This is a genomic window from Blastocatellia bacterium (assembly GCA_016713405.1).
Taxonomy (GTDB): Bacteria; Acidobacteriota; Blastocatellia; order Chloracidobacteriales; family JADJPF01; genus JADJPF01.
Map to the genome: position 1 here is coordinate 88,123 of JADJPF010000004.1, position 17,658 is coordinate 105,780.

The 17,658-nt window shown below is 36.4% G+C and carries 15 protein-coding genes; 5 read left to right on the forward strand and 10 right to left on the reverse strand.

What is annotated here, in order from left to right; genetic code table 11:
* Positions 1-56: 56 nt before the first annotated feature.
* The 6 genes from IPK14_06670 to IPK14_06695 all read right to left on the reverse strand — a co-directional run bounded on the left by IPK14_06670 (position 57) and on the right by IPK14_06695 (position 8,600).
* Complete coding sequence (locus tag IPK14_06670) at positions 57-4,415, reverse strand: S8 family serine peptidase (GenBank protein ID MBK7993104.1); 4,359 nt, start codon at positions 4,413-4,415, stop codon at positions 57-59.
* Positions 4,416-4,560: 145 nt separating this feature from the next.
* Positions 4,561-4,716, reverse strand: a complete 156-nt coding sequence (locus tag IPK14_06675) for a hypothetical protein (GenBank protein ID MBK7993105.1) — start codon at positions 4,714-4,716, stop codon at positions 4,561-4,563.
* A 357-nt stretch (positions 4,717-5,073) separates the two neighbouring features.
* Entirely contained in the window at positions 5,074-5,955 is an 882-nt protein-coding gene (locus tag IPK14_06680; protein MBK7993106.1) for an alpha/beta hydrolase, read from the reverse strand.
* A gap of 61 nt (positions 5,956-6,016) precedes the next feature.
* Entirely contained in the window at positions 6,017-6,589 is a 573-nt protein-coding gene (gene pdxT, locus IPK14_06685) for a pyridoxal 5'-phosphate synthase glutaminase subunit PdxT (protein MBK7993107.1), read from the reverse strand.
* A gap of 41 nt (positions 6,590-6,630) precedes the next feature.
* Positions 6,631-7,509 carry a pyridoxal 5'-phosphate synthase lyase subunit PdxS gene (pdxS, locus tag IPK14_06690; GenBank protein MBK7993108.1) on the reverse strand — a complete coding sequence of 293 codons (879 nt, stop codon included), beginning with the start codon at positions 7,507-7,509 and terminating at the stop codon, positions 6,631-6,633.
* A 263-nt stretch (positions 7,510-7,772) separates the two neighbouring features.
* Complete coding sequence (locus tag IPK14_06695) at positions 7,773-8,600, reverse strand: DUF4351 domain-containing protein (GenBank protein MBK7993109.1); 828 nt, start codon at positions 8,598-8,600, stop codon at positions 7,773-7,775.
* A 183-nt stretch (positions 8,601-8,783) separates the two neighbouring features.
* On the opposite strand from IPK14_06695, the gene IPK14_06700 reads away from it, so the two are divergent.
* The 3 genes from IPK14_06700 to IPK14_06710 all read left to right on the forward strand — a co-directional run bounded on the left by IPK14_06700 (position 8,784) and on the right by IPK14_06710 (position 11,234).
* Positions 8,784-10,076, forward strand: a complete 1,293-nt coding sequence (locus tag IPK14_06700; protein MBK7993110.1) for a DNA methyltransferase — start codon at positions 8,784-8,786, stop codon at positions 10,074-10,076.
* A gap of 174 nt (positions 10,077-10,250) precedes the next feature.
* Positions 10,251-10,658, forward strand: coding sequence for a cytidine deaminase (cdd, locus tag IPK14_06705; GenBank protein ID MBK7993111.1), 408 nt, complete (start codon positions 10,251-10,253; stop codon positions 10,656-10,658).
* 63 nt (positions 10,659-10,721) lie between these two features.
* Positions 10,722-11,234, forward strand: a complete 513-nt coding sequence (locus tag IPK14_06710; GenBank protein ID MBK7993112.1) for an HNH endonuclease — start codon at positions 10,722-10,724, stop codon at positions 11,232-11,234.
* Between the two features lie 55 nt (positions 11,235-11,289).
* On the opposite strand, the gene IPK14_06715 is transcribed toward IPK14_06710, so the two are convergent.
* Entirely contained in the window at positions 11,290-12,303 is a 1,014-nt protein-coding gene (locus IPK14_06715) for an FHA domain-containing protein (protein ID MBK7993113.1), read from the reverse strand.
* A gap of 174 nt (positions 12,304-12,477) precedes the next feature.
* Between IPK14_06715 and IPK14_06720 the strand changes: the two genes are divergently transcribed.
* Positions 12,478-13,491, forward strand: a complete 1,014-nt coding sequence (locus IPK14_06720; GenBank protein MBK7993114.1) for a 4Fe-4S dicluster domain-containing protein — start codon at positions 12,478-12,480, stop codon at positions 13,489-13,491.
* A complete protein-coding gene (locus IPK14_06725) occupies positions 13,484-14,170 on the forward strand; it encodes a cytochrome b/b6 domain-containing protein (GenBank protein MBK7993115.1) in 687 nt (228 codons plus the stop codon). The genes IPK14_06720 and IPK14_06725 overlap by 8 nt, the downstream gene beginning before the upstream one ends.
* A 6-nt stretch (positions 14,171-14,176) precedes the next feature.
* On the opposite strand, the gene IPK14_06730 is transcribed toward IPK14_06725, so the two are convergent.
* From IPK14_06730 to IPK14_06740, 3 genes are read right to left on the reverse strand one after another with little or no spacing between them, the layout of a single operon-like run.
* On the reverse strand, positions 14,177-15,394 hold the full coding sequence (locus IPK14_06730; protein MBK7993116.1) for an ABC transporter permease: 1,218 nt from the start codon (positions 15,392-15,394) through the stop codon (positions 14,177-14,179).
* Positions 15,391-16,143 (reverse strand): ABC transporter ATP-binding protein, encoded by a 753-nt coding sequence (locus IPK14_06735; GenBank protein ID MBK7993117.1) that lies wholly within the window; start codon positions 16,141-16,143, stop codon positions 15,391-15,393. Before IPK14_06735 ends, IPK14_06730 begins: the two co-directional genes overlap by 4 nt.
* 3 nt (positions 16,144-16,146) lie before the next feature.
* A complete protein-coding gene (locus IPK14_06740) occupies positions 16,147-17,586 on the reverse strand; it encodes an efflux RND transporter periplasmic adaptor subunit (GenBank protein ID MBK7993118.1) in 1,440 nt (479 codons plus the stop codon).
* Between the last annotated feature and the right edge of the window lie 72 nt (positions 17,587-17,658).

The window sequence follows — 17,658 nt, forward strand, 5'->3', positions numbered from 1 at the left end:
ATAAAAAAAGAAGCTAGCAGACGCTAGCTTCTTTTTATGGATTATTTTGTGGATAGCTATCTACCATCTTGTGTAACCGTAAAGGTTTGGCCTCCAACAGTAATTGTTCCTGTTCTTTGAGAACCAAGGTTAGCAGAAACTGTGTAAGTTACAATACCATTACCAGTACCACTAGCACCAGAAGTGATTGTAATAAATGCAGCATTGCTAGTAGCAGTTCTAGCACAAGATGAACTAGATGCTGTTACTGTTATGCTTCCAGAACCACCTCTAAAGGCAAAAGAAGCACTTGTTGGATTTAATGTGAATGTGCAGCCACCACCGCCACCAGTGCCAGCTTGGGTGACAGTAAAGGTTTGACCAGCAACAGTAATGGTTCCAGTTCTGGATGAAGTAGAACTGTTGGTTGCAACAGTGTAACTAACTGTACCGCTGCCAGTACCACTAGCACCAGAAGTGATTGTAATAAATGCAGCATTGCTAGTAGCAGTTCTAGCACAAGTTGAACTAGATGCTGTTACTGTAATATTTCCTGTTCCACCTGTAGAGGTGAAAGATGCGTTAGTTGGGTTGATGGTGAATGTACAAGCACCACCGCCACCACCAGTACCAGCTTGGTTAACCGTAAAGGTTTGGTCTCCAACAGTAATTGTTCCTGTTCTTGCTGCACCATTATTAACAGCAACTCTGTAAGCTACAATACCATTGCCAGTACCACTAGCACCAGAAGTGATTGTAATAAATGCAGCATTGCTAGTAGCAGTTCTAGCACAAGTTGAACTAGATGCTGTTACTGTTATACTTCCAGAACCGCCCCTTGTTGCAAAAGAAGCACTTGTTGGATTTAAGGTAAAGCTACAACCAGGCGCACCAGCTTGATTAACAGTAAAGGTTTGACCAGCAACAGTAATAGTGCCAGTTCTGGATGAAGTAGAACTGTTGGTTGCAACAGTGTAACTAACTGTACCGCTGCCAGTACCGCTAGCACCAGAAGTAACAGTAATAAAGGCATCATTACTAGTAGCAGTTCTAGCACAAGATGGGTCAGATGCTGTTACTGTAATATTTCCTGTTCCACCTGTTGAAGTAAATGAAGCATTTGTTGGATTTATTGTAAATGTACAATTAGGAGCCGCTGCACCAGCTTGATTAACAGTAAAGGTTTGACCAGCAACAGTAATAGTGCCAGTTCTTGGTGAAGTAGAACTATTAGTTGCAACAGTGTAACTAACTGTACCGCTGCCAGTACCACTAGCACCAGAAGTAACAGTAATAAAGGCATCATTACTAGTAGCAGTTCTAGTACAGGATGGGTCAGATGCTGTTACTGTAATATTTCCTGTTCCACCAGCAGATGTGAATGATTGACTTGTTGGGCTGATAGTAAATGTACAAACAGGGCCACCACCACCACAACACATAAACCCATTAAGTAAAGTAATATCGTCAATATTCCAACCTACAGCAGCAACGCTTTCATCTGAAGCTACCAAGAATCGTAATGTCACCATTTGACCAACTGCGCTAGCAGGTAGATTGACAGTAGTTAATAGGAATGAGCCAGCATTTCCAGTCCAAGCCATACGGCCTCTAATTGGGTTTTGGCTGGTGTTGTTGAGTGTTCCATTGTAGCCAGCAGAAGCAAATGAACCACCAGCGGCAATAATGTCTTGGAAAGCACCACCATTAAGACTAATTTCTAGTACACCACCATCAAAGTTGTTTTCAAGATTATAGAAATTTCTAAAGCTAAGTTGTGCATTAGAAGAGGTGATCATAACTGATGGTAATGTTAATGTTGCAGATGTAACAGTAGTTAAATTAGGTGCAAAAGCTTTATTTGGAGAGCTATTTACAGGTGTAGCTGTTGAAGTTGTCCAGCCAGGTGTACTACCTGTAATAACTGTATTTGTAAATCCTGATGGTAAAGCTGGAGCGGTAACACCATCAAAGTTTTGGCTTAGTGCAGTAGCAACCATACCTGTTTGGAAGCTAAATGTTACTGTTCCTAGGTTAGTTGCACCATCTTGTAAGCTGAAAGTAGCAGTAATTATGTCACCACAATTACCCATTGCAGTAAAACTAAATGAGCGAGAAACTGCTGAACCACCTGCTGTTAAAGCTCCATAAGTTTGTGCAGCACTTGGAGCAGTTACACCACCAGTAGCTTGTAGTGTTGCAACTAAGTTAGTAGTGTTTAAGTTACCAACATTTTGCAAGCTAAAATTAGCTGTTATAGTCTCACCTGGATCTACTACGCCATTACCAGGTGTGCAGCTTTCTGCTGTAATTGTTGCACCAGCAGCAGTAATGATTGCAGCATTAGCATCAACAAAATTTGTTGCTACCAAAGCAAAGTGTTGGTCAGTAGTGTCTGCATCACCTAAAATGCCATCACCATTAAGACCTGTAGCAACTACTCTAATAGAAATAGGGCCAGAGATTCCAGCAGGTAAAAAGACGTTTTCTACGTTATTGCGGTTATCTGCTACACCGCCAGTTGTGGAAGAACCACCAGAAAAGACATTACCTTTATAGGTGACACCACCAGCAGTAACTTCTAGATCTAAGTTGTTAACCAACGATGGATCGCTAACTCCAGGAGGATCAGTCCAAACTAGAGTTACATTGATAGGATTTGCTGAACTAGAAATTGAGCCGGGGAAAGTAATAGATTGGCCTGTTGTAGTTAGTGGAACTGTTTGATTGACATATTTGGTTGCAATACCAGTATTGAGGACATTTTTCATTGTAATACGTCCCCAACCTTCACTACCATTTGGTCTAGCAGCAGTTGCTCCTGTCCCAGTCATATCAACAGTACCATTAATTAAAGCAGCTTTTACTAAAGCTGGACTAGGATTTTGACCTGCACCTTGAGTGCTACCTTTCCAAAATTGAGTAAACAGTGCAGCAGCACCAGCTACTAATGGAGCAGCATGCGATGTACCGCTACTAATACGGTGGTTTGTACCAATGTTACCAAATAAGGTATCTGGGCCAGATTGACCACCTGTGATAGCATCACCAGGTGCTGCTATGTCTGGTTTGACCCGACCGTCAGCAGCAGGGCCACGACTAGAGAAATCAACTAATTGTTCTAAATTATCTGCTGCACCTGTTGAACCACCAGCGGAAGGAAAACCAGGACGAACATTTTCAGACGCGGCAACAGAAATTACATTTTTAGCAACTTTTGGACGGGTTAAGCCTCCTGTACCTTGATTACCAGCAGAGAAAACTATTGTTAGTGGATCAATAGAGGAAGCTGAAGAAGAATCACGAGCAAAACCATCATGTTGAGCAGCTAATGAATCATAAGCATTTCCGTTTGTACCAGAGCCATAGCTATGATTACTAACAGAAGCTACAATAGCATTTGGGCCAGCTGTAGTGACAATATCATTAAATACATCTGGATTATCACCACCATAACCGCTACGCAGGAAAGGAACATTAACAATATGTGATGATGGAGCAACGCCTAAACCCATATTATAGCCAGCCGCATCATTAGCATCAGGAGCAAAAGGAGTTGAGCCAGCAATAATAGTTGCTTGTAAATGTCCGTGACCATCTGCACCAGCCGCCGCACCACGTAAAGGAGCATTGACAGCATTGGTAGAAGAAATATAAAAACCACCATTACCAGGTATTCCAACACCATCATCAACTACTGCTACAGTAACATTGCTACCATTAACACCAAATTGTGATTGTGGATTATAGCCTGGAGCATTTACAGTAGTTGGGCCAGTGAAATTACCAGCAATAATTTGGGAAGCTTTTTCATCCTCTTTTGTTGGGATAACATAAGGATCTATAGCAATAACATCTTTTAATCTTGCAATTCGGCTGACTAAATCTTGAGAAAGTTCAGCACGAATTACATTAAAATAGTTATTAGGTAATATTAGTGTGTTACGAACAATTGCACCTTGACCTTGAAGTTCAGCACTAATGCTATCTATTCTTGCACGGCTAAAAATAGCAATATCAAAAACTCCTGAACTATTGTTGAGAGCATAAATGGAGTTTTTATCTTTAGCAGGTCTACCATCAAAAGCAGAAAGCATATCAGGGTGAACTTTGTAAACAGGTTGGAACTCACCAGTCCATCTTACTTTAGGATGATTAGCAATTTTTTCCATTGCTTTAGCATCAGCATAAACAAAAAATGCTTGATTAGGGATATATTGAACAACTTCACCACCCATTTCAGCAATGTCTTTTAACCATTTATCTTTAACTGGGCCAACAAACTGAACAATATGATAATCTGGCTCAGAAGATCTTCTTTCCAAATAACCATTACTTGTAGCAAATTCGCTTGCTGGGTCTTCAGTTAGTGGATCAAAGTTAAACCCACGTAGGCTAATATTAGTTTCCATTGGAGCTACATCTAAATTAGACATAGGCCCTTGTCGTAGTGAATTTAAGTTTTCTGATTTAATAGCTACTACTATAAATGAACCATAATCTTCTATAATTTCGCCTAGATTTCTTGCAGCTTCTCTATCAGCTTCAGAATTAACACGAATACGATTATAACTTACTAAATTACGGGGGTTTAATTTGCCGTTTTGCCGCTAAAATACTTAAATTTTTAGGGCTACTATCGGCCTTCATCAAAGAATTTTCTGGAGACAACCAAAGCATTGAAGCAATTAATGCTGATGCAAATATGGTTGAAACCCAACGACGTTTGTTGGTCATTACCAAAAAGCCTCCTCTTACTTTATTATTTTATTAAGAGATTGAACAGTATTACTAAAATAGACAAGCATTCTAAAAACAAACCCAAAATACCATAGCAAAACCTTTGAAATTGAGTAATGTATATAAAAAATGCTTACTATCTTAATAGTTTTTTAATAACTTCTTAATGTGATCCTGAAGGTTAATATTATTTTGTTTGACTGGCAAGGATTATATCTTAAGTTTTACCTAAATAAGTAATTGAATAATAAAAGGAGACATTTGTAAAACCCTCTATATAAGGAAATTAGCAAAATAATATAATAAATAATTAATTTTTGTGTCTAGAGTTATTGCTATAGTAGATTTAATTGATTAACTATGTAAAAAGAAACCTATTTTATTGATTGCTTCTTGACCTTCACTAAGTTTATCTGCAAAAGCATGCCAAACATGCCACATTTCTTGCCAAACTTCTAATGTTGCACTTACTCCCATTTCTTCAGCCTTTTTAGCTAAACGTGTTGAGTCATCAAGCAAAATTTCAGCAGCACCAACTTGTATTAACATTTCTGGTAAGCCAGTTAAATCAGCAAATAAAGGTGAGGCTAAAGGGTGTTTGCTATCAGTAGTAGCTAAATAAAGTTTAGCTAGTTCTGTTAGTTCAGGGGAGGTTAACCAGGGGTCAATTTCTGCTAAAGAGTTTAAAGAATTGCCAGTTGCGGCAAGATCTGTCCATGGAGAAATTAAAGCTAATCGTTTAGGTAGGTTTTCGTTAGCATCACGCAAGGAAATAGCAGTTGCTAAAGTTAAACCTCCTCCAGCCGAATCTCCACAAATAAAAATATTTTCATTAGAAAAACCATTATTTAGTAACCAACGATAAGCTGAAACAGCGTCTTCTACTGCTGCTGGAAAGGGATGCTCAGGCGCGAGACGATAATCTATAAGTAATACTAAAGATTTAGTTGCGTCTGCTAATCTTGAAACTAGGGCGCGGTGTGTATTAGGAGAACCAAGGACATATCCACCACCATGTAAGTAAAGCATTACATAATTTTTGTCTGTATTTGGTGTAGAAATCCACTCTGCATTTATTCCATTAACCACTACTTTTTCTGTAGTTGTATTAGGAACAAGCGGAAACATTTTTGCCATTTCTTCATAACCCATACGGGCTTCTTGAAGTGTTGGTGGCATAGGCATATGTTTTCTACTTCTTAAAAAAGCTCGGATTTCCTCTGCTGCTTGGCTCATGGATTTTCTCCCCTAAATAAGATTTTGTAGAAGGAACAATATTAAAAGCTTTGTTTTCGCTTTAACAAGCTGACTTTACCATATCTAAAAATAATTTATGTATTCTTGTATCTTTAGTTAATTCTGGATGAAAGGTAGCAGCAAGACAATTACCATGTTTAACTAAAACAGGATGGTCTTGACATTTGGCTAGAATTTCTACTTTGTCGCTTGTTTTAGTGATGCTTGGAGCGCGAATAAAAACTAAATCTAAGACTTCTCCGCCTAAAGAGGGGATAGAAACAGATTCTATAAAACTATCAGTTTGTCGGCCATAAAAATTTCTTGTTACTTCTATATTCATTGCTCCAAGAGAGGCTTGGCTAGGGTTTTGAACTTTGCAAGCTAGTAAAATTGCTCCTGCACAAGTGCCAAATGTGGGGTGTTTTTTTACAAACTCTTTTAATGGTTCAAATAGCTGTTCATCCTGCATTAAACGTAGCATTGTAGAACTTTCGCCACCTGGAATAATTAAACCATCTAAATGATTTAAGTCTTTTGCTGTTCGTACTTCACAAGCATTTACACCAAGTTGTTTAAGCATTGCTAAATGTTTAGCATAAGCTCCTTGGAGAGCTAACACCCCTATTTGCATATTTCCTCATTCAAATTCTTAGTTAATTCAAATTTTTCAGCTTACCAGCCACGTGTTTGGAGTAATTCGCTTTCTGGTAATTTATCGGTTTCAATGCCTTTCATTGGCTCGTCTAAATCCATACTAACTTCTAGTAAAACTTTGGGATCTTGGTAGTGTGTAACAGCCTTTACAATAGCGCGAGCGCGGGCGGCTGGGTCGGAGGATTTGAAAATTCCTGAACCAACAAAAACAGATTCTGCACCTAGCTGCATACAAAGTGCTGCATCGGCTGGAGTTGCTACACCACCTGCTGCAAAGTTTGGCACTGGCAATCGTCCATCACGAGCAACCATTAATACTAATTCAAAAGGTGCTTGAAGACGCTTACTTTCAGCCATTAATTCATCTTGTGATAGTAAAGTAAGCATTCGCATTTCTTTACGTATAGTTCTTAGGTGTCTAACAGCTTCAACAATATTTCCTGTTCCAGCTTCGCCCTTGGTACGAATCATTGCTGCACCCTCTGCAATACGTCTTAGAGCTTCGCCTAAATTGCGACAACCACAAACAAAAGGCACCTTAAAGTTATGTTTATAAATATGATGTTCTTCGTCGGCTGGTGTTAAAACTTCGCTTTCATCAATAAAATCTACACCCATTTCTTCTAACATTTGGGCTTCAACAAAATGACCTATTCGGGCTTTAGCCATTACTGGTATAGAGACCACTTCCATAATTTCGCGGATCTTTTTAGGTGAAGCCATACGCGCTACACCGCCTTCTTTACGAATATCAGCCGGCACGCGCTCAAGTGCCATTACTGCTGCTGCACCTGCTTCTTCAGCAATTTTAGCTTGTTCAGCGTTGGTAACATCCATTATCACGCCACCCTTAAGCATTTCAGCTAGCCCGACTTTTAACTTTAATAAACTTTCCATGTAAACTCTCCAAGCAATTAATTTTCTTAATTAGCAAAAACTTGCTACCATCCATTTAATAATTTTAAGAATAAATTATTAAAATTAGCCAAATTAGTTGGTCTATTAATTTTGCTAGTATAGTTTTGCTATTTATCTTTATTTTGTAGACATTAAAAGACCATAAATTTTTTAACAACAGCCAATTCGGAAAAAAATGTACTAGGCCAATTTAGCAATAATTTTTGCTTTTCAAAATTTCTGATGTAAAAGTAGGATTACATTTACAAAGCTAAAAACTCATCTAGAGAATTAATATCAAAAATATTAATAGCCCAAGTTTCTAAAGTCGAAGCATCAGCCGACTTGATCTTATCAACAACTGATTGCGGAAGTGTTCCAAATTTGCGTTCTAGCAATTTTTGTAAAATTGTTGCTTCTCCTTGTTGAAGGCCAGTATTGATGCCTTCTTGATGGCCTTGCTCAAAAATACCAGAAAGAAAAGAATTATCACGGATATCAAAAGAAGTAGACATAGAGTTAAGCTCCTGTAAAATAAGGGTTTCAAAGTTTCTAAGACCAGCCAAAATAAAAAGTTTAGTTAAAGCATCTTCTCTATCATGACGAGGAAGAAGAGAGATTTTTTCAAGAACTTGAACAATAGTAGAACGAGTGTTATTTGAATAACAAAGAATAGCAAGTAGATTATCAGCCAAAGAATCACTGGCTAGTAAAAAATCAGCAGGAAAAGAACGAATATCAATAAGCTGATAACTAAATTGTAAATTAGGATGAGAAATACTGGTAGTACCATTAAATACTTTATTTCCAACATAGATAACTTGTTGCAAAGGGATTTGTCCATATTGCTTAAAGATTAGCCAGTAATACTCTAGCATTCTTAAGACCATTTCTTCATCATCTATACTTTGAAGTTCCAAATGATAAATTCTTCCATTACTTAATCTCATTAAATATTTTTTACGTGTTGCTACTTCTGCAAACTCTATGTTTAATTGTTCCACTACTTGTAAATTTTCTCCTACTAATAATTGTACTAATCTACTTGATGTTGCTTGAAATAACTCTTTTAATACTGTGTCATATTTCATTTTTCACACCTTGCTTTTATTTTTTAGCATAGATGGATTTTTTGTAACTTTTTCGCTTATTTTTGCCAAATTTTTTAACTATTTTTCCAAAACATGATTTATTCTTGTTTATCTAATAATAATTTTTACTATAAAACTAATTTTTTGTGTATATTTACTTATATTATTTAGAAGGTTTATAAAATGTTGGAAGTTAAACAGCTAGTTTCTGTAGAGATTGAGGATAACAAAATCATAGACGAGTGGACTTTTAAGAATGCCTTAACTCGTGAGCTTACGCATTGTTATCATGATTATCCTGCTAGGATGATTCCTCAAATAGCAGCAAAAATACTTGATTTATTTGGACAAGACGCAAAGCTACTTTTTGACCCATATTCAGGAACAGGAACTTCTCTTGTAGAAGGAACGCTTAGAGGGATAAATGTTGTAGGGACAGATCTTAACCCACTAGCTAGACTTATTGCTAAAGCAAAAGTTTCTTTGCCAGATTTAGAGTTAATTGATAGGGAAATTGCAAAACTTAGTAAACAGGTTGCTAGTTATAAAGATAAATCAATAGCCACACAATTAGTTATTGATGGAATAAGTCGTTTAGATTTTTGGTTTAAGGAAAGTGTTATAGAAAAACTTTTCTTTTTAAGAGAATTTATTGATTGTATTGAAGATGAATATGTTCAACTATTTTTCCAAGTTGCATTTAGTGAAACAGTTAGAGAAAGCTCTAACACTAGAAATGAAGAATTTAAGCTTTATCGTTACAGCAAAGAAAAACTAGATAAGTTTGACCCGCAAGTCTTTGTAATTATGATGCAAAAGCTTAAGCGTAATAGATCAGGGCTAGAAAAATACCTAGAAATTATTTATAAACTAGAAAATCGTCCAACAGCATCAATTTATAGTTTTAATACAGTTGGAAATATTCCTAAAGATTATATTAGTCCAAATGAGGTAGATATAGTTATTACTTCGCCGCCTTATGGAGATTCTCACACTACAGTAGCTTATGGGCAATATTCGCGGCTTTCGGCTGCTTGGCTAGGTTTAGAGGATCCTGAAAAAGTAGATAAGAAGCTAATGGGGGGATTTAGTAGTAAAAATTTTTCTAAGTTGACTAGTGAGGCATTAAATTTTGCTATTGAACAAATCAGCAAAAAAGATAGCAAACGGGCTTTAGAGGTTTTAGCATTTTACTTAGACTTGCAAGCTTCCATATCTAACATTGCAACAATAATAAAACCCAAAGGCTACGCTTGCTATGTTGTTGGAAATAGAAAAGTAAAGGGTGTTGTTTTGCCTACAGATATTGCTATAAAGGATTTTTTTGAAAACTGGGGATTTTCTTATATTAATACATTTATTCGTACTATTCCTAATAAACGTATGCCTTCAAAAAATAGTCCTACCAATGAAACAGGAGTTTCTGATAGCACAATGACTAAGGAATATATTGTAGTTATGCAACGAGTGTCATAAAAATAACAGATAAGTTACTATTGTTTAAGATACTGAATTATTAGCACATAGCTAAATTTAATTATAGGTAGAATGTTTGCTATAAGTAGAAAGTAGTGTTTGGCTCTTTTCTACGAGTAAGTTACAATAATTTTACTGGCAAAAACACAACCAAGAAAGATAAATTTTATTGTGATGGAAAAAGCACTATTAATAGATTTAGCGAAAATAGCAGGTGAAGCACGCAATTTTGCAATTGCTCCTTTTTCTAACTTCCAAGTGGGTGCAGCACTACTAACTACAGATGGCAGCGTATTTACTGGTTGTAATATCGAAAACGCAACATTTGGCTTAACCGTTTGTGCTGAAAGAGTTGCTCTTTTTAAGGCACTTTCTGAAGGCAAACGCGAGTTTAGCAAAATTACCATTGTAACAGAGGCTAGTAAACTTTCCTTGCCTTGTGGAGCTTGCAGACAGCTATTGTGGGAATTTTGTGGAGATATTGAAGTAGAAATAATTAATCTACAGGGTGGGACGGTCTTAAAACGGGTAAAAGAGCTTTTACCTTTACCATTTGACAAAAGCAATTTCTCGCACCGGTAGAAAAATAGCTTTCTTATTGTCTAATAGTGGTTATTATGCTACCGGATAATTAAATAGTAGCTTATGGCGAATATTAGAGTACTAGTTCTAAATGCTTCATTTGAACCAATTAATGTTTGTAATGTAAGACGTGCTATAGTGTTGGTACTAAAAGGAGTAGCTAGGGCAGAAGAATATAGCCCAAAGTTTTTTCATTCTAGTAGTCAACGGTTTCCTGTTCCTTCTGTGATTCGATTAATTGAATATATTCATATTCCTTTTGAAACTAAAAGTTTATCTCGTAAAAATATTCTTTTAAGAGATCATAATGTGTGTCAGTATTGTAATGTAAGCTATCCACCGCAAGAGTTAACCTTAGATCATGTGATACCAAAGGCACGAGGAGGGGATTCTAGCTGGGATAATTTAGTTGCATGCTGTCGTCGTTGCAATAATCGTAAAGGTAGCCATACACCAGAAGAAGCAGGAATGCGACTCTTAAAACGTCCTCAACCCTTTAGCCTTAGTGTAAGTCGTCAAATTATGCGTTATATAGGGCGTACAGACGAAAGTTGGCGAAAATATTTATTTTACTAATTATAAAACTATAAAAACCTACTAATAATAGTTATTAGGTTTAAGTTTATGGGGGCTACTCTTCATTTAACTGTTTGATCTCTTCTGGTAAATAAAGTGCTGAAATCTTAAATGTTTGTTTTGGCAAGCCACGTTCTAGCTTTTTGGCTAGCAAGTCTTGGTTTTGTTGTAAAACAAATGTATTTTTATCAATACTTTCTACAAAATTAAATCTAACTTTTGCAGATCCTAAAATAATTGTATCACCATCAGCTAAATTAATTCCTTTGGTGCCAGTAACTGTTATTACATTAGGTGCGCCTAGTATTTTTCTTTCTATAATAGTTGGGTTAGCCCCACCTTGATCAATCAAAACAAAGGCATTATCACAAAATTCTATTTTTGCATGTTGGCGGGAAACGCTATTTCCTGTTGCTTCAGGATCTTCTAATTGAGCGAAAACAAAGTCATTACGACGCAGGAATTTTCCTGTTTCACTATCTCGAACTATGCGAAGGCGGCCAATATAGGTAATTTCTTTAGTGATAAAATAATTATTTTGATAAACATCAGCATTAAGTGCTGTTAAACGGCCAATTAATGATATTTGGGGTTTACGTTCCTGAACTTGTAGAACTTTCTTTTTAACATCATCAATTACAACATCAACATTTTCTGCTTCTTCTGGCAAGGGCCAATCCAGCGTTAACAAACAACGACCAGCACTATACATTAAGCGGCTACTACCTTTGCTAACAAGTTCTACTTCGGTACGAATAGGTAGAATTAAATGAAAATTATTGCTTTGTAGATAATCTGTAAGTGTTTTAGTAAAAGCAGGGGCATTAAAAAGCATTTCTAGTTCTTCTACTTTGTCAGCCTTGCTTTCTAGTAAGAGGATTCTAACAACATTAGGCACACAAACCGTATTGTCAGCCCAACGAAATTGCTTAAGACGAACTTCTTCACTAATTTGGAAGACTATTTCTTTTACATCCAAGTCATCAAAAGAGATCACAGAACTGTGTTTTATGGATTCTGTTAAAAAGTCTTCAATTGTGGTTAAGTATTTATTGGAAAAATCAACCATAGTTTTTCCCCTAACGGTAAAAAGTAGTTAACTTGTTGGTACAAGATATTTTAGTAGAAGATTTGTTTGTAAAGGATTCTAACATTAGTCAAGAAATAATAGTAACTAGAATCTAATCAGGGTAAGATTTCTTTCCTAGCTGTTAGCAAAAATGTCTTTTATACTTTGGTTACTATGGAATATGCAAAATTAATTGATGTCTCAAAATGTGTTGGTTGTCGTGCTTGTGAAGTAGCTTGTAAGGAATGGAATGAAACTGGAGTAGATGATCTAAGTGAGCATCCATTTGGCTATCAAAGCCATACTGACTTAACTTATCGCACTTGGAATGTTGTTAAATTTTATGAGCTACATCATGAGAAACCATCAAATACATTAAATGATTCTACTATAGATATTCATGACGAAGAGACAGATAAAATTATTGAACAGTACGAAGCTTTACTGGGCCCAGAACCAGGTAATTTAATAGCTGTTGATCTGCAAACTAAAATAGATGAAGACGAAGCAATAAATTATAGCGTTTGGCAAGTAACAAAGTTTTTTGAGCAAGATAGCATTAAATCTGAAGCAGAATTACCACGTTGGATGTTTCGTAAACATGGTTGTATGCACTGTCGGGATGCTGCTTGTGTTAAAGCTTGCCCAGTTGATGCACTAACTAGAAATGACCTACTAGCATATGTCCGACTTGATGTTAAGACTTGTCCAAGCTGTGGTTATTGTGTAGATGCTTGTCCTTTTGATGTGCCTAAATTGGATGCTGGAGCAGTTTTTGGTTTTGGTAAAGTAAGTAAATGTCGCTTGTGTTCAGACCGTATTCAGCACAATAAACAACCTGCTTGTGTGCAATCTTGTCCACCAAATGCTTTAGAATTTGGCCGACGTGAGGATATGCTCAAACTTGGACAAAGCCGAATTAAAGACCTTAAAACTCGTGGTTACAGTGAAGCTTATCTTTATGGTGAAAAAGAGCTAGACGGACTAAATGTTTTAACTGTATTGCCAAGTAACCCAAAAGATTTTGATTTGCCTACGGATCCAAAAGTCCCAGAATATCTAAACACTTGGAAAAAAGTAGTTCAACCACTAGGAATGCTAGCAATTGCTGGTACAGCCTTAATGCTAGGGTTTAGTTTTGTCAATAGTATGCTAAATGCTAAAAAAGGAAAAAACAGTCATGAGTAATAGCACTAGTTTAGCTAAAGTAGATCAAAATCGTGTAGAAAGAATTAAACCTCATGAAAGACTTTCTCATGCTATTAATGCTATAGGGTTTTTGCTAGCTGCTGGAACAGGACTAGTATTATTTTACAAAGGGTTAAAAAAGCTTAGTGGTGGTACACGTTCCAGACAAATTCACCGTGTTGGAGCAGCTTTAATGTTTGCAGCACCGTTTTTTGTTTGGTTTAAGGATTGGAAAGGTTGGAAACAAACTTGGCGGGAGATAGTTCGCTTTTCCAAAGAAGACATGGAATTTCTAAAACGTGCGCCTTTGTATATGTTAGGTTTTCAAGTAAAAATGCCAGCACAAGGAAAATTTAATGCAGGTCAGAAATTAAACTTTCTAATGGTGACATTTAATTCTGCTGGGTTTATGGTGACGGGTGGGTTATTAATGATGCGCCGACATTTACCAGAAAAAGCTTTTCCTTATTTAATAATTGCCCATGATATACAAGCTGTTATTGGTATTTGTGGTTTTATGGCTCATGCTTATTTAGCACTTCTACATCCTGATACACGGCCTTCTTTTCGTGCAATTATTGATGGTACTGTACCGGTAGAATATGCTGTAGGTCATCACGCTCTTTGGTGTGAGGAAGAATTTCCAGAACTAATTAAACAATTACCAGAGAAAAATTAACTAATATTACTCATAACGTAATGCTTCTATTGGCTCAAGAGAAGCGGCTTTATGTGCTGGATAGAATCCAAAAAATACCCCAACAGCAATAGAAAAAATAACAGAAACTATAATTGCTGTTTTAGAAATTAATGTAGGCCAGCCAAATCCGGCTGAGATTGCATAAGCAATGCCAATCCCAAAAGCTATCCCAATTAACCCTCCAATACTACTAAGTACAATTGCTTCGATAAGAAATTGAAGCCTTATTTGGTTACTACGCGCTCCTATTGCCATTCTTATGCCTATTTCGCGGGTTCGCTCTGTTATAGAAACAAGCATTATATTCATAATTCCAATTCCACCAACAAGTAAGGAAACAGACGCGATACTACCTAATAAAATAGTAAGTATTCGGTTAGATTCATCTGCTGCCTCAGAAACATCTGTCATATTACGTACAGTAAAATCGTCAGCTTCGCTAGCAGTAAGTTTATGGCGTTCTCTTAGCAAAGCAGTAATTTCATTTTGTGCAGTGTAAGTTGTTTGCTCAGAAATTGCAGAAACCATAGCAAAATGTATATGACTAATGGAAAGAAGTTTTTTCTGTGCTGCTGTGTAAGGAATAAATATCACATCATCTTGATCCGGGCCAAAAGAGCTTTGACCCTTAACTGCCATCACTCCAACAACTCTAAAAGCTAGGTTACGTAATCTAATAGTTTGGCCTATTGGATCAATACCAGTAAATAGATTGTTGACTACGCTTTGACCAAGGACACAAACTCTTGATGCACTGCGAACATCAGCTTGAGTGAAAAATTCTCCGCTACTTACATTCCAAATACGAATTTGAGGAAACTCTTCATTGACTCCTTGGACACTTGTAGTCCAGTTTTGATTTCCAAACACAACTGAAGCATTAGCACGTACACCGGGACTTGCAGCTTTTATGCTAGCAAGCTCAAGTTTTATTGCTTCCACATCCTCAGCATTTAATGTTGAGGCAGAACCAGAACCAATTCTTGTTCCTGAAGAAGTAATAGTACCAGGAGTTATATAAAGTAAATTTGCTCCCATGCTATTTATTTGTGCTTGTGCCGAAGCTTGCGCCCCTTGACCAAGCGATACCATACCAATAACAGAGCCAATGCCAATAATAATACCTAGCATAGTCAAGGCTGTTCTCATTTTATTACGTAGCAATGCTCTTATAGCAATTTTTAGAGTCATAAAGAAATTCATAAAAATTCCTCCTGATGTGCTATAGATTCTTGTTGCATATGCACTAGGTGTGCATCAAGAGGTTGAGCAACTAGTCTATCTTCCTTAATCCGACCATCCTTAAAAACTATTATTCTTTTAGCAAAATTAGCTATATCTTCTTCATGTGTCACCAAAATAATGGTAATTCCTTTTGTTTTATTAAGGAATTGAAAGATTTCCATAATTTCTACAGAAGTTTTACTATCTAAATTGCCTGTAGGCTCATCAGCAAGAATTAAAGCAGGGTCATTAACTAGTGAACGAGCAATAGCGACACGTTGTTGTTGTCCTCCAGAAAGTTGATTAGGATGATTTTGCTCTTTACCAGCTAGACCAACCATTGATAATGCTTTTTGAGCGCGTTTTAGCCTTTCTGATTGTTTAACTCCTAAATAAAGCATTGGTAGTTCTACATTCTCTAAAGCACTAGTGCGGGATAGTAAATTAAAACCTTGGAAAACAAAGCCTATTTTACGATTACGGATGTCTGCGAGTTGATTTTTACTTAAATTTGAAACATTTTGCCCATCTAAAAGATAAGTTCCTTCTGTAGCAGGATCAAGACATCCTAAAATATTCATAGCCGTTGATTTACCTGACCCAGAAGCACCCATAATAGCAACAAATTCACCTTGTTCAATGTTTAAAGAAATTCCCTTAAGAGCTATAAGTTCAATATCACCAGTACGATAGATTTTTTTGATATTTTCTAAATAAATAAGTGACATAACTTAAACTCCTCTACGGCCTGTTGACATTCTAGGTCTGTTATCAAAAGGTGATGAAGATTGAGTTTGTGTTGATTTATTAGTACCAACTTTGCTAACAACAATTTTGTCACCTTTTTTTATATTTCCACTTATTACTTCTGTTACTTTTCCATCTGTAATACCTATCTTAAGTCTGCGGGATTCATATTTGTTTTCACTATTAAGTGTCCAAATAGTGACCTTATGGATTTCTGCTAAATCACTATCATTAGGCGATGTTCTAGCATCTGTTTTATCTCTATTTTGTCTCCTAGTAGATTGATTAGGTTTATCTTGGACGGTTTTGCTAGTTTCGCTAAGTTTTTCTAACTCTTCAGATGAAGGCTTAAAGCGCAGTGCTGCATTTGGTATAAGCAATACGTTTTCTCGGTGTTCAATAGGTATAGTTACATTAGCTGTCATTCCGGGACGAAGTTTTCCTTGAGGGTTATCAAAGTTAACTACAGCATTATAAATAACGACATTTTGCGTGGTTATAGGGTTAAAACGAACTTGTAAAATAGCTCCCCGAAAAATATCTTTAGGAAAGGCATCTACAGTAAAATTAACTATTTGGCCTTCTTTAATACTGCCAACATCGGCTTCATCTATGTTAACAAGAACTTGCATCTTAGAAAGGTCATTAGCTATGGTAAATAGAGTTGGAGCTTGTAGACTAGCTGCTACGGTTTGCCCTACATCAACATTACGAGATATTACTATACCATCAATTGGAGAATTAATAATTGTTCGTTCTAGGTTTATTTTAGCTTGTTGAAGATTAGCTTTAATTTGGTTTACTTGAGCAATTGTTTGATCAATTTTTACTTTTGCTGAACTAGCAGATGCTTCAGCTTGTTTAACTTGTGCTAAAGCTTGCTGATAACGAGCATCTGCCATTTGTGCATTAGCTATAGATAATTCAAGCTCACGAGCAGAAATTACATTAGCGAGTTCTTTATTACGTGTAGCTAATCTATTAGAGTCTTTACTTTGAATAGCCAACATAGATAAGTTTGCTTTTGAACTTTCAATAGCTGCTAGCTCTTGATTGTAAGCTTTACGTGCCATTTCTTCAGCAGTAATAGCATTTTGTAGTGATGCTAAAACATTATCTAATTGAGCTTGTAGGGTTGAAGGGTCAAGACGCGCAATGATTTGTCCTTTTTTTACTTGAGAATTAAAATCAGCACCTAACCAAGAAATTGTCCCTGATTGTTGACTACCAACTTGTACAGTAGTAATAGCCTGTATAACACCTGTTGCCATTACATTGTTGCTAATATCACCTTCTACAACAGTTGCAGTAATAAATTCATCTGCTGAAGATTTTTCATCCCAAAAATAAGTGGCAATTACAGTAGAAATAATTAATAGAAACACAAGGATAATTAACTTTTTTCTGCTAGTTGGGGTTTTCATGACTTTATTTCCCTCTTTCCTTTAATAATATGTTAGGGAAAAAACACTTTTCCTAGCCAATTATTTTAAGTA